General features: G+C 36.4%; 12 protein-coding genes. 10 read left to right on the forward strand and 2 right to left on the reverse strand.

Annotated elements, in window-relative coordinates:
- Positions 1-161 precede the first annotated feature (161 nt).
- A complete protein-coding gene (locus ACQQ2I_RS07950) occupies positions 162-1,520 on the forward strand; it encodes an aspartate kinase (protein WP_431029992.1) in 1,359 nt (452 codons plus the stop codon).
- A gap of 146 nt (positions 1,521-1,666) precedes the next feature.
- On the opposite strand, the gene ACQQ2I_RS07955 is transcribed toward ACQQ2I_RS07950, so the two are convergent.
- The gene (locus tag ACQQ2I_RS07955) at positions 1,667-2,059 is read right to left on the reverse strand and encodes a DUF3888 domain-containing protein (protein WP_431029993.1); all 393 of its coding nucleotides are present in this window, start codon (positions 2,057-2,059) and stop codon (positions 1,667-1,669) included.
- A gap of 214 nt (positions 2,060-2,273) precedes the next feature.
- On the opposite strand from ACQQ2I_RS07955, the gene ACQQ2I_RS07960 reads away from it, so the two are divergent.
- From ACQQ2I_RS07960 to ACQQ2I_RS07990, 7 genes are all read left to right on the forward strand, one after another.
- Entirely contained in the window at positions 2,274-4,052 is a 1,779-nt protein-coding gene (locus ACQQ2I_RS07960) for a glycerophosphoryl diester phosphodiesterase membrane domain-containing protein (RefSeq protein ID WP_431029994.1), read from the forward strand.
- Between the two features lie 12 nt (positions 4,053-4,064).
- On the forward strand, positions 4,065-4,592 hold the full coding sequence (locus tag ACQQ2I_RS07965) for a tubby C-terminal domain-like protein (RefSeq protein ID WP_431029995.1): 528 nt from the start codon (positions 4,065-4,067) through the stop codon (positions 4,590-4,592).
- Between the two features lie 140 nt (positions 4,593-4,732).
- Positions 4,733-5,359 (forward strand): IS607 family transposase, encoded by a 627-nt coding sequence (locus ACQQ2I_RS07970; protein WP_431030475.1) that lies wholly within the window; start codon positions 4,733-4,735, stop codon positions 5,357-5,359.
- Positions 5,337-6,458, forward strand: a complete 1,122-nt coding sequence (locus ACQQ2I_RS07975; protein WP_431029996.1) for an RNA-guided endonuclease InsQ/TnpB family protein — start codon at positions 5,337-5,339, stop codon at positions 6,456-6,458. Before ACQQ2I_RS07970 ends, ACQQ2I_RS07975 begins: the two co-directional genes overlap by 23 nt.
- A 159-nt stretch (positions 6,459-6,617) precedes the next feature.
- Positions 6,618-6,824 carry a thymidylate synthase gene (locus tag ACQQ2I_RS07980; protein WP_391370269.1) on the forward strand — a complete coding sequence of 69 codons (207 nt, stop codon included), beginning with the start codon at positions 6,618-6,620 and terminating at the stop codon, positions 6,822-6,824.
- A 114-nt stretch (positions 6,825-6,938) separates the two neighbouring features.
- Positions 6,939-8,516, forward strand: a complete 1,578-nt coding sequence (locus tag ACQQ2I_RS07985; protein ID WP_431029997.1) for a Na/Pi cotransporter family protein — start codon at positions 6,939-6,941, stop codon at positions 8,514-8,516.
- Between the two features lie 282 nt (positions 8,517-8,798).
- Complete coding sequence (locus ACQQ2I_RS07990; RefSeq protein ID WP_431029998.1) at positions 8,799-9,464, forward strand: hypothetical protein; 666 nt, start codon at positions 8,799-8,801, stop codon at positions 9,462-9,464.
- A 196-nt stretch (positions 9,465-9,660) separates the two neighbouring features.
- Here ACQQ2I_RS07990 and ACQQ2I_RS07995 read toward each other — a convergent pair whose 3' ends face one another.
- A complete protein-coding gene (locus ACQQ2I_RS07995; RefSeq protein ID WP_431029999.1) occupies positions 9,661-11,133 on the reverse strand; it encodes an MDR family MFS transporter in 1,473 nt (490 codons plus the stop codon).
- Positions 11,134-11,292: 159 nt separating this feature from the next.
- Between ACQQ2I_RS07995 and ACQQ2I_RS08000 the strand changes: the two genes are divergently transcribed.
- Positions 11,293-12,174 carry a TetR/AcrR family transcriptional regulator gene (locus ACQQ2I_RS08000; RefSeq protein ID WP_431030000.1) on the forward strand — a complete coding sequence of 294 codons (882 nt, stop codon included), beginning with the start codon at positions 11,293-11,295 and terminating at the stop codon, positions 12,172-12,174.
- 490 nt (positions 12,175-12,664) lie between these two features.
- The gene (gene abc-f / locus ACQQ2I_RS08005) at positions 12,665-14,110 is read left to right on the forward strand and encodes a ribosomal protection-like ABC-F family protein (protein WP_431030001.1); all 1,446 of its coding nucleotides are present in this window, start codon (positions 12,665-12,667) and stop codon (positions 14,108-14,110) included.
- Positions 14,111-14,166 lie beyond the last annotated feature (56 nt).

A 14,166-nucleotide genomic window follows, 5' to 3' on the forward strand; every position in this document is an offset into this window, starting at 1 on the left:
ATAATAAACAAACAAGTTCGGAAATTAGTCACTTTTTATTTGGATGATTCGTTTGATTTTTTAGAATTCTCTTGACGTTTACGCCTATAGTTTGTACACTGTGGGAAGTCAAATGTTTTTTCTAGAAGTACAACAACATTATTAAGTAAGGATCTGGTGAAATGATAGTATGTAAATTTGGCGGTACTTCCGTCGCAAGTGCAGAGCAAATTAAAAAAGTATTTAACATTGTTAAATCGAATCCTGAACGCAAAGTAGTTGCTGTTTCAGCTCCTGGAAAACGTTCAAGTGAAGATATTAAAGTTACAGATTTATTAATCGATCTAGCGGAAACGGCACTTATTGGCGGTGATGTTGAGTCAAAAATTAATGCTGTTGTCAATCGATATGAAGATATTACAAGTGGTTTAGGTTTAGATCAAACGATGTCGGAAATTATCGCTGCAGATTTACGTGAACGTGTTGCAGGCGATAAGTCTAATAAAGATTTGTTTATCGATAATTTAAAAGCAAGTGGTGAAGATAATAATGCGAAGCTAATTGCCGCTTACTTTAATGTAGCGGGCGTACCAGCGCGTTATGTCAGCCCGAAGGAAGGGTTACTTGTTAATGATCTTCCTGAACGCACATATGCTTTACCTGAAGCTTATGAAAAATTAAGTGTATTAAAGGATACAGAGGAAGTTGTGATTTTCCCTGGCTTCTTCGGCTATACTAAAGACGGTATTTTACGTACATTTGACCGTGGTGGTTCAGATATTACAGGGTCAATTTTAGCTTCAGCTGTTAGTGCTGACCTTTATGAAAACTTTACGGATGTAGACTGTGTATTTTCAGCAAATCCAAAAGTAATCAACAACCCAGCAGAAATTAAAGAAATTACTTATCGAGAAATGAGAGAGCTATCATATGCAGGTTTTGCTGTTTTCCATGATGAAGCATTAATGCCTGTATATAGACAAGGTATTCCAGTGAACATTAAAAATACAAACAACCCATCTGCACCGGGTACGCGCATTGTACCAACTCGTACAGAGCAAGGTCGCTCGGTGACAGGGATTTCAGCAGATAGTGGATTTTCCATTTTATACGTATCAAAATATTTAATGAATCGTGAAGTTGGCTTCGGACGAAAATTACTTCAAATTATTGAAGAAGAAAATATCTCTTATGAACATACACCATCAGGCTTAGATGATATTTCAGTCATTATGCGTTCAAATCAATTAACACCAGAAAAAGAAGAGCGTATCGTAAGACGTGTGAAAGAAGAATTACATGCAGATGATGCACATTTCCGTCATGGCTTCTCGATGATTGTTATCGTTGGGGAAGGTATGCGCAATAATACAGGGCTAGCTGCACGTGCAACAACAGCTATTTCTTCGACGGGTGCAAACATTGAAATGATTAATCAAGGTTCTTCTGAAGTAAGCCTAGTGTTTGGCGTAAACAAACAATTTGAAGATCAAATTTTAAAAGCGTTATATAGCGAATTTTTTTCCGCAGTGAAAATGTAACGAATAGCGATTAGAGCTAAAATCGTTTGCTAAATTTCATCTTTAAAAAAACACTTGTTACCAAAATAGCCTTGTTAGATTATTTCTAACAGGGCTACCTTAATTTCTAGTTAAACTAAATCATACCGTTCGTTTAACAAGCTAATTCAAGGATATGTTTTCAAATGTTTAAAACTGATTAATTCCCCATCTGTATTTATCACAACTTCATCTTCCCCATATCCATTATGAGCACCATAGTAAGGGTACACTTTCAACGTTATCTCATATAATCCACCAACTCCATATACTTGCTTGATCCTTAGGACATTCGTTTCCCAAGCAGCCCAAGTAAGACCTTCAGGTGCATTTTTGTCATCCTTATAAATTTGAGAAATAGCTTTATCTACGGGTTCTCTATTGCTACTTATGAGTGCCATTTTAATCGTTTCGCATAATTCCGTATCAGCCTCATTTATGGTTTTTGCGTATAATATCTCATTACTGCTAATTAAAAATAATAATACCATTAACGGAAACACTTTTTTCAAACAAATCACCTCTTGATCAGTATTCCCAAAAAGTTTGTTTTACTCAATTAGCCTCTCTGTTAATTGAAGAATATATAGTTTAACCTTGTCCCGAAAGAAATCTTCCTCTTCAACCTTTAGCTCAGTGATGGGGAGTTCAATAAAACAATTTGATAGGTATTTTTTGTTTCTTTTGTGTTGAAATCATGTACAATATTACAAGGTTAAAAGGAGGGAGGGGCTTGTGGAACGAATACGACGTGTGTTAAGACTTGTATTTCGCAATATTTATTATTATCGTGTCGATTATATCCGAACATTTCTAATGATTCGACTGTTCCAAGTGTTTATCGTTTTGCCGCTTGTATCCATTCTTTTTACCTTTATGCTTGATGCCATTGGAATACAAAGTATAACAGAGCAAAATATTTGGCAGCTACTGATGCACCCATTTGTACTGACGATGTTGGTGCTGATTGTACTCGTTTTTTTACTCTTTATTTATTATGAGATGGGCTTTTTAATGTTATTAGCGTATCATCAACAGCGGGCTATTCCATATACCATTAAAGGGCTTTGGCAGCGATTAAATCAAAAAGTACTGTACTTTATTAGTTTTCAAACGATTTTATTTGTCATTTATTTAATGTTAGTGATCCCCCTTATTTCAACGGTTTTGCCACTTTCGATTACGCAAAACTTGCAAATACCGCGCTTTATTGTGGATGAACTTTTAGCATCTACAAAGGGGAGGTTGATGTATTACGGAGCCATTACATTTATTCTTGTTGTAGGCTTACGCTTTATTTTTACATTGCCATTTTTTACAATTTACCACTGGATGACTATTTGGGAAGCGGTAAAAATGAGCTGGCAGTTCTCCAAACGAAAGTTAATCGAAACGCTTGGGATACTCGCGCTTATTTTAACGGTACATGTAACCATTATAGTGACGATTTTAGTACTGGCGTTTGTCCCGTTGTATATTATTGAACGGGCGCTACCGGGTAATGCATTAGTTGTAGCTGCCTTTACATTAACATTTGTTGAAGGGGTTTTAATTTTAGCCTTTTCATTATTGCAAGCGATGTTTTCTCAAATTCTCGTACTCGTCTCATTTAAGCTAACGCATGAAAAGCCGCTGATAACACAAAATGAATCTTTCCGTCAAACAATTTTACATTGGACAGTGGTCATTGCAATCTACAGTTACTTTTTAATAAGTGGTTTCAATATATTGAGTTTGGAAAAGACTGTGTATGAGCCGACAACAAACATCATCGCTCATCGCGGGTTTATGGAAAAAGGTGTGGAAAATACAATCAGTTCACTAATTGCATCTGCTGAAGCGGGGGCGGACATGGTCGAAATCGATATTCAGCAAACGAAAGACGGTAAGTTTATCGTGTTCCATGATGCTAAACTTTCGCGACTAGCAGGGAAAAGAGACAGTGTTTATACTATGACACAAGCACAATTAATGGAGACCATTGTTCGTGCAGAAGGGCTTTCAGATACGATTCCTTCACTTGAACAAATGCTTGAAAAGAGTGAGGAATTAAATGTTCGATTATTAATTGAAATTAAAACACATGGTCATGAAACCAATGATATGTTAGAAAGGCTAATAGCGGTACTTGATGAATATAAAGCACTTGATGTACATTATATTCAGTCGCTTGATATAGAAATCGCTAAGCAAATAAAAGCTATGGAGCCTCGATTAAAAGTAGGGGCGGTATATGCGCTGAATGTAGGCTATTTACCAAAAACAGAGCTTGATTTTATTGTCATCGAACAATTTTTTGTAACGGAACGGTTAATTGAACAGGCGAAGCAGCAAGAGAAACAATTGTTTGTTTGGACGGTGAATGATTCGCGCAGTTTGCAAAAATTTCTTGAATACAATGTGGATGGAATCATTACAAATAGGCCAGATCGAGCCAATGATTTAAGAGAAGTGTTAGCTGAAGAGCAATATTTTCTAAATAGAATTTGGAACAAAATACAAGTTATTTTTTAAAGGATTGAACAGATGAACGTATTTACATATGAAGTACCCGCAAGGTTAAATGCCACGGAAGATATACCAATTTTGGAAGCAGGTCAACATGCGTTTACACTAAATCGTGTATATGATAATGGTTTGAAAAAATTATTAGACGGCTATTTTGATTACCGCTACTTTTTAAAGTACGTAGTGAAAACAACGGAAGACAACGCCGTATTTATGTGTCGTAAAGTACAACGAAAAGGTCGCTTATGGTATGAGGCAACGGATTATCGTACGAATGAAACATACGTAATTAACTATGAAAACTGGCGCATTGGGGTGCCTGAGCTGTTTGTTAAAGGCACTGCACTCGAAATGAAAATCGATAAAGCAATGGAAGATTGGTCAGCTTTTCTCATTAGTGATACACTGGTTGCTCGTTGGCTACCCGTATACGATGAGGTATCGGACACGTTTCACATGACATTAGAAATCATGCCAGAAAGTCCAGTGCAAGATGCAGCATTTTTTTTAGCCATTGCACAAGTAACATTATTTATTGGTGCGTAAAACGAAGGTGTTTGTCATTCACATGGACTGTGAATGTGGTATAAAGGAGGATATTAACAGTCAAAAATAATTTATAAGTATCTGTAAAAATGTATTATATTTTTATAGATTTGGTTATAATCTTATTGAGGTGGTAAATGTTGAAATATTACTCAATAGGAGACTTTGCAGATAAAATAGGTAAAACCATTCAAACTCTTAGAAATTGGGATAAAAAAGGTACTCTAAAACCACATCATGTAACTGAAGGTGGTACGAGATATTATTCCCAAGAACAACTTCATCATTTTTTAGGTTTGAAGCAATCTACACAACTAAATAAAAAGACGATTGGTTATTGCAGGGTTAGTTCGCATAAACAAAAAGATGATCTTGAGCGACAAATAGAACATGTAAAGACATACATGTACGCTAAAGGTTATCAATTTGAGATCATCTCAGATATAGGGAGTGGAATTAACTACAATAAACAAGGGTTAAATCGATTGTTAGATATGATTACTAATTCAGAAGTCGATAAAATAGTGGTTCTTTACAAAGATAGACTCATACGATTTGGATATGAGTTAATAGAAAATCTTTGTGAAAAGTATGGAACTGCTATTGAAATTATTGATCATACGGAGAAAACCGAAGAACAAGAGTTAGTAGAAGATTTCATTCAAATAGTGACGGTATTTAGTTGTAGGCTTCAAGGTAAAAGGGCAAATAAAGCTAAGAAAATGATTAAGGAGTTCTTAGGGGATGATACTGGCAAAGAAAGTTAGATTATACCCAAGTGAATTGCAAGAGCAAAAATTGTGGCAATCAGTAGGGACAGCAAGATTTATTTACAATTGGACACTTGCAAAACAAGAAGAAAATTATAAAAATGGCGGCAAATTTATAGCTGATGGCGTTCTGAGGAAAGAATTAACCCAATTAAAGACAACTGAGTTGTTTTGGTTAAATGAAGTATCTAACAATGTAGCAAAACAGGCGGTTAAAGATGCATGTGATGCTTTCAGCAAGTTTTTCAAAGGTTTAGCCAATAAACCAATATTTAAAAGCAGAAAAAAGAGCAAGAAGTCATTCTACAACGACAATGTAAAGTTAAAAGTCAAAGATGGAAAATTAGTACTGATTGAAAAAGTGGGTTGGATAAAAACGAATGAGCAATTACCTATTGGTGTCAAATATAGTAATCCGAGAATTAGTCATGACAATAAGTATTGGTATTTATCAGTAGGGTTAGCGCAAGATACCATCCAAGAAGAACTATTCGAAGAAGTGATAGGTATTGACTTAGGTGTTAAAGAGTTAGCTGTTTGTTCAAATGGTCAAGTATTTAAAAATATTAATAAGACAAATGAAGTACGTAAGACCGAGAAGAAGCTACATAGATTGCAGCGTAGTGTATCTCGCAAATATGAAATGAATAAGGAGGGAAACCGTTTCGTCAAAACATGCAATATTATAAAAATCGAAAAGAAGATACAACACCTACACAGACGATTGAAAAACATACGTGATAATTACATTCACCAAGCTACAAATAGCATTGTGAAAACCAAGCCTTGCAAAGTAGTGATGGAGGATTTAAATGTAAAAGGAATGATGAAAAATCGTCACTTATCCAAAGCTGTTGCTAAGCAAAAATTACATGAATTTATTCGACAAATGACGTACAAGTGTGAAAAATACGGGATTGGATTCATTCAAGTGGATCGTTTTTATCCATCTTCTAAAAAATGTTCATGTTGTGGCACGATCAAGAGTGATTTAAAACTTTCAGATAGAGTATATAAATGTGAATGTAGTTTAGAAATAGATAGAGATTTAAATGCATCTATAAACTTAGCTAGGTATGGAAAATTAATAGTATAGTCACCTGAAAGACAACTATTAATATGTAGGATTCGTTGTATCCGAATTTACGCTTGTGGAGTGTTATATCAAACGAAAGTAGCTTAGGCAAAATCGGACACGTAGAAGCAAGAATTAAACAAGATTTATAGATTTTTATAAATTTTTGGCAACGGACTTATGAACATAGTATTTGTTTTAACAGCAACGGGTGAAGAAGTTTTAGAGATGGTCTCAACAGATGTGGCAGGTCTCTTAGCAGCAGTACAAGGGGAAAGTGTTACATTCCCACATGGTAATTACCAATATGATTTTCATAATTTAGATCACTACTTAGAAGATGGCGTATATCGTCAAGAACTCGTGATTTATTTGAAGGCTGTGTGAATGCACAGCTTTTTATTTTTAACGTAATGTTGCTTGGATGTAAAATTATTGTTAATTTTATATGAAAGAAATGGTAGACTTAATAGTTGACTAGTAAATATTGGTGGTGTGTGAATGCTTACGATTTTTGGTGGGATTGGTTTATTTTTATTAGGCATGACAATGCTGACAAATGGATTAAAAGAAGTGGCAGGTGAGGCATTAAAAAGATGGCTTAATACATTTACAAAAGGGACATTTACAGCGATTATAACGGGTGCGCTCATGACGGTTTTAGTGCAGTCTTCGACGGCAACAACGCTGTTAACAATCGGCTTCGTTAGTGCAGGCTTATTAACATTTTTACAATCGATTGGCGTCATTATCGGTGCGAACATCGGGAGCACGAGCACAGGCTGGATTATTTCATTAATCGGCTTTAAAATTAGCCTTCAAACGATGAGTTTGCCGATTATTGGTGTCGGTGTATTTATGTCTTTAATTGCACCAAATGACATTAAAAAATTCGGTAGTGTACTTGCAGGGTTTGGTTTATTATTCCTTGGGATTGATATGTTACAACAGGGGATGGGGTCAGCACAAGACTTTATTTCATTTGAATCCATTCCTGCTGATTCGTTCGTCTCGATTATTTTGTTAATTTTGATTGGGTTAGTGATGACGGTTATTATGCAGGCATCCAGCGCGGCGATGGCGGCAACATTAACCGCATTATTTGCAGGGGCTATTGACTTTAACCAAGCAGCTTATTTAGTCATTGGTCAAAATATTGGTACGACAGCTACAGCACTTTTTGCAGCAATTGGTGCATCTGTATCCGCTAAACGTACAGCGATGACGCATTTTTTATTTAATGCGATTACAGCTGTCTTTGTCACAATTGGATTTACATATTTTATCAAGATAGCAAAGTGGATAACAGAACGGATTGCTGGAGAATTTGATCAAACGCTGGCACTTGCTATTTTCCATACAATGTTTAGTGTAATCGGGATGATTATTTTCCTACCGTTTATGAAGATATTTGCGAATGTACTGATGAAAATTGTACCTGAACGTGAAAATGCATTAACGAAAAATCTTGATGATAGTTTAAGACAAGTACCATCTGTAGCTATTTACGTCAGCTATAAAACGCTGCGAGATATTATGATACATTTAACGAATGCTTTAAAGTTACTTATTGCGGAAAAGAAAGTAACGGTTGAATATGAAAAGATGATGCTTGAAGTAGAAGAGGCAATCGATCAAACACGTGATTTCTTAAATTTAGTCCAGTCAACCTCTAGTAAAGAGCGGCATCAACATATTTGCATTTTGCATACGCTGGATCATTTGAGCCGTTTAATCAAAGTGCTACGAGAACAACAAAAGGTAGAAGCGATTTATTTCCAAGAGAAAATAATGATCAAATGGCAAGCAATTTTAACTGATATTACAGAAGTGCTACATGATGAGGAAAAGTTATTAGAAATTTCTATTATACTTGAACAAACTTCGCAAGAGATGGCACAAGAACGTCGTATTAAACGCGCGGAATACTTCGAACGTTCCGTAACAAGTGAAAAAGCTTTAGAAGAAGCGGTATCCAAGGTAGAAGCGCTTCTATGGATCGATCGACTCGTCTATCACTATTGGCGTGCAACCGCGAGAATGGCAGAATTCCAAGCTTTAGAACAAGAAGTAAAATAAATGAAGGAGTATCTGGAAAGTATTTTCTTTCTGGATACTCTTTTTTAGTATGAAGGCTTTAATCAAAAAGTGATTCCAGTATGCAATAAGCTGTTTTTCATAAATGAATGTGAATACTTTTTCGGGAAATATAATTCTAAATAACTATTGAATTTTAAAATATAATGAATTTACGATATAAAGTTTCTTTTTAAAGCAAAAACGTTTTATAACATTGGATAATTATATCTATAGAAATTACATATTTTTAGTTATAATAGTAGTAGGATAGGGAGTGATAATATGGGAAAAGGTAAAATGGTACTAGTAAGCGGTATCATAACGGTTTGTTTATCAACCATTGCCATTGTAGCACTTTTATTGATGAGCGAGGATAGTCCGCTTAAAAAGTTAAAAGAGACACCTCTTGAAAATGCAGCTGCTGCAACGGTAGCTCCAGTTGAGGAAGAAGTACATATTGAAGATTCAAATGTTGGCATAAAAACGATGACAGATAAGTTAGGGACTCACGATATTTTATTTGAATCTGGAGCAGTAGCTCATACGGCTACATCTGGTCCAGTTCAATTAACAGTAACTGAAGTACGATTAGAGCAGCTAATTCCGGCAAATGATCAAATTAAAAAAGCGGTAGAAGGGCATGATCGTGCAACGTTAGCGGTGTTAGAAGTGACAGTAGAAAACAATGGGGGACAGCCAGTTCTGTTTAACATCGACGACGCTAAAATTTTTGCGGATAGCAATGAAACAACGGTTCTAAACCCAAAATTTTCACATAAATTTGGCTCTCATTTTGAACCGAATGAGAAAAAGCAAGGCACAGTGATGATTGACTTTGCATCGAAACCGCGAGATATTGCGAGTATTCAATTAAAAATAGCCCCAGTCTATGACCAAAATTATGATGAATTAGGTGAACCGATTGTGCTAAAGGTGCCGATGTATTGAATAAGTAAAAGCGCGAGTGGTATTTCCACTCGCGCTGTTTTTAAAAGCTAAGAAAGTATAAATTTTTTCAAATTGAAAGAGTGTCTAGCTCCAGCGCCCAGCCCCTCGTGACGTTTCGAAAGTCTCTTCGTGTGCAAGCACACTGTGAGCCTATCTCCAACGCATGTCGGGGCTAGAGAGGGCGCTTGCGCTTTTCTCATTGCTTTTCTAATTTTTCAATTTCTTCTGGACTAACGTTAACACGTTTTAAGAAGAATGATAATACTAGTGCTAAGACTGTTACAACTGTTGCGACTAAGAATGAAAAATGAATCCCTTCTAGTAACGCTTGTTGTTGTAGCATGGCCATTGCATTTTCTTGTGTCATATCCATTGTTCCAGCTAATTCGGCTCCTTTAGAAGTCGCAACGGAATTCATAATCGTCACAAATAATGCTGTACCGATTGAACCAACTACTTGCTGAGCCGTATTGTTTACTGCTGTACCATGTGGATTTAAACGAGTTGGTAATTGATTTAACCCATTTGTCATAATGGGCATCATGACCATTGACAGTCCAAACATGCGTAAAGTATAAACAACAACGATATGTGTATACGTTGTATCAAGCTGTAATTCGGATAATAAGTACGTTGCATAAGTTGTAATAGATAGACCGATAACTGCTAGTGCACGCGGTCCAAATTTATCGAATAATTTCCCTGTAATGGGCGACATAATCCCCATCATTACTGCTCCAGGTAGCATCATTAAACCAGAATCTAATGGTGAAATTCCTCTCACACTTTGTACATAAGCCGGTGTTAAAATCATCCCCGAAAACATGGCTGCGGCATTGACCATGGCAATAACAGATGCCAAAGCAAACATTGGATATTTATAAACACGTAAATCGAGTAATGGTTGCTCTAAACGGAATTGGCGCACAATAAACCACACTAAACCAATCGAACCAACAATAAGCGTTGTGACAACGACTGGATCTGACCAACCATCCGAACTTGCTGAACTACATCCATATAAAATCCCGCCAAAACCGATAGAAGATAATACAACAGAGAAGTAGTCTAATGACGTTTGACGTGTATCCATCACGTTTTCTAACTTCCAAACGGCTAATGCTAAACTAATGACGGCAAATGGAATAATCATTTCAAACAATACACGCCAATCATAGTATTCAACAATGTAGCCAGACAATGTTGGTCCAATGGCTGGTGCGGTAATCATCACAAGACCGAAAATCCCCATAGCTGCCCCGCGTTTTTCACGAGAGAAGCTTACTAGCATAATGTTCATAAGCAATGGCCCCATTACAGATGAACCAGCTGCTTGAATCATACGACCAGCAAGTAAAAAGCCGAAGCTTGGTGCAAGTGCAGCCATAATTGTGCCTAATGTAAACAGTGCCATTGAGGCAATAAAGAGTGTACGATTTTTAAATCGTGTAATTAAAAATGCAGACACGGGAATTAAAACCCCGCTCACAAGCATATAGCCTGTTGCTAGCCATTGCACAGTGGAATAATCCTTCATACCGAAATCAACCATAATGGATGGAAGGGCAACATTTAGCAATGAGTTATTTAAAAACGATACAAATGCTCCAAAAAATAAAATGCCGAGCATTAAATATGGCGGTTTTTTTTCTATAGTGCTAGTATTCATTCTTTTCCCCCTATATTTCTATTATTAATTTTTCTTCACTCGAAAGATTTTATACTATAAGTCCAAAAAAATCAAAGAAAAATAACGTAAGTATAAGTCGGTTACTTCCTTCAAAATATCGTGTTATACTTAAGACAAAGAAAAAAAGAAGGAGACATTATGAATAAACGTAAAAAATTAGTCGTTGATCATGCGTTGTCCTTATTTGTTGAAAAAGGAATTGGCCAAACATCCATTCAGGATATATTAGAACGGGCGAGTATTTCCAAAGGGACATTTTATAATTATTTTTCATCCAAGCATGAGTGTGTCGGTGCAATTTTAGAGCAAGCACGTTATGATGCTATATTAGCACGTGGGGAAATTATGATTGGTAAAGACCCTCAAGATGTAGATGTACTAGTCGAACAAATAACGGTGCTATCTAGTATTAATCGTTCACGTGGCATAGACCGAGTGTTTGAAGAAATTTTACACTCGGGTGATATAGAGCTGAAAAAGCTTGTTTTAAAATATCGCGTGTTAGAGTTAGATTGGCTTGCCACTCGATTTGAAGAAGTTTTTGGTGACGACATTCGCGATCATGCTTTTGAAGCAGCTGTTTTATATTATGGCATGATGCAGCATTTATCATTTACAGGAAAGCTGATTCATCAAAATACACTAGAAGTGAAAGCAGTCGCTACCTCTACGATGAAATACATGAAAGAAATTGTGCCAATGCTCATTCATCAAGGGACAGGTTTATTTGATATTCAAAACGTGAGTGTATTTATCGGCTCCTTTACGAAAGTCGAAGTCTCAGCAGAAGAAGTGCTCGAGCAATTGGAGACGTTCCAAGCGCAACCACATTTTACAAAGCCACAGCAAGATGTAACAGATGCTTTACTAGAGGAGATTAAGAAGGAGACACCTCGTGAAGTTGTGGTCCATGCATTATTACGAGCGTTTACATATGAATTTAAAGATTCTCCGTATACAAATGAAGTAAAAGAACTATCTAGTGTGTTATGGTACTTGGTGAAACAACTGAAAATGTAAGAAGAAGCTCTCATAAAGGTGGGAGCTTTTATTTATTACATATAGATAGCAGAATAATGTGTCGTCACTCAAGTTTAGTTCTAGGGATATTCTCTTATTGTAAAAATAGTATATTTGGTATAAAATAGCACTATATTTAGGGGAGGAGGGTTATCATTATGTATTCTATTCGTTTACGCTAAGCGGGCAATAAAAAAGTGAGTGTTTTTTCCACACAGTGAGTGGGCTTTTTTGTTGTGCTTACGATTCGAATGGAAGGGTAATGGTAACCGCTCTTAGTCGGAACCTTCTTTTTCATATGGATTTTTTAGGCAGGCTAAAGCGTACATGTGCGGATTTAGCCTGCTTTTTTATTGCCAAAATGGATTGACAATAAAAATAGGAGATGAATCTGCATGTATTTATTGTTCATGTAAGCCGATACGAGTAACCCCAATTACTCGTATCGATATCACTATCGGTACGAAATCAACTTTCGGAGGTAGTGAAAATGGAACAAATTCAATTTGAACTTAATCAAGTGACAGTACAGTTTTTAGATAAAGAGATTGTAGCGATACCACATTTAATGGTGCATCAGTTTGACCGAATTGGCATTGTTGGTGAAAACGGTGCGGGTAAAAGTACGTTACTTAAATTGTTAGCTGGGAAAATAAAGCCAACAACAGGGCAGGTGAAGTACTTTACGGACTTTGACTATATGGACCAAACAAGTGCCGAAATAAATGATATTACGGATTTTGCACTAAAAGGAAAATTACATTTGCCAGATCATGCTGCGTATTTGAGTGGTGGAGAGCAAACGAAATGGAAGCTAGCTAATGTATTTTCTAGCTACTCCCCTTGTTATTTATTAGACGAGCCAACTTCCCATTTAGATTGTGAGGGTATTGATTTTCTAATAGAAGAGCTAGGCTATTACTATGGTACACTCATTATTGTGAGTCATGACCGTCTACTTTTAGATGCTTTAGTTGAAACGATTTGGGAAGTACGTGATGGGCAGGTAACTGCTTATACGGGGAACTATTCGGATTATAAAGCACAAAAAGAGCTCGAACGACTGCAACAAATACAAGCACATGAGGCGTTTGTAAAAGAGAAAAAGCGGCTTGAAATGGCTGCTGAAGAAAAAAAGAAGCGCGCAGAAAAAATGTTGAAGACAAAGAGTAGAGAGACGAAGGCGAAAGCAAATCGTATGTTTGAAACGAAATCAAAGGCATCCGGTCAAAAAGCCCTTCATCGTGCGGCGAAAGCACTAGAAGAGCGAGCAAGTAAGCTAGAGAACGTAGACAATGTACAAGAACAAAAAAACTTTTATTTCACACATCGAGCGATTGCAGAATTACACAATAAGGTGCCGATTTTAGCTAATGACTTTTCCCTTCAAGTAGGGGAGCGACTATTGTTGAACCAAGTTTCTTTCCAAGTAAGAAAAGGAAGTAAAATCGGGATTGTTGGTAAGAACGGTGTAGGTAAAAGTACGTTGCTACGAGCGATTGCACAAGGCTTTGAAGGTATTGACATTTCACCTAAAGTAAAAATTGGCTACTTTCAGCAAATGAACTATCAGTTTAACTCGCATAAAATGGTTATTGATTTTGTAAAGGAACAATCGACATATGATGAAGGGCATTTACGAAAAATATTAGCTGCAATGCATTTTATCGATACCGATTTAGTAAAGTCTGTTCGTTATTTAAGCGGTGGTGAAGCGATGCGCCTTCAATTGTCCTTGTTGTTTATCGGCGATTATAATGTGCTATTGCTGGATGAGCCGACAAACTTTTTAGATATTTCTTTAATCGAAGCACTTGAATCATTTGTTAGAGGGTATCAAGGGGTTATAATCATCGTTTCACACGACGAAGCTTTTCTTTCTGCAACTGTACAACAACGATGGGTACTTGAAAAACAACGTTTGATTCAACAATAAAATAAAAAGAAGCTGTTTCAGAAAGGAGTAAATGACTCATTCGGGAACAGCTTTTT

Origin of the sequence: Lysinibacillus sp. LZ02, assembly GCF_050613145.1 — a bacterium.
Taxonomy (GTDB): domain Bacteria; phylum Bacillota; class Bacilli; order Bacillales_A; family Planococcaceae; genus Lysinibacillus_B.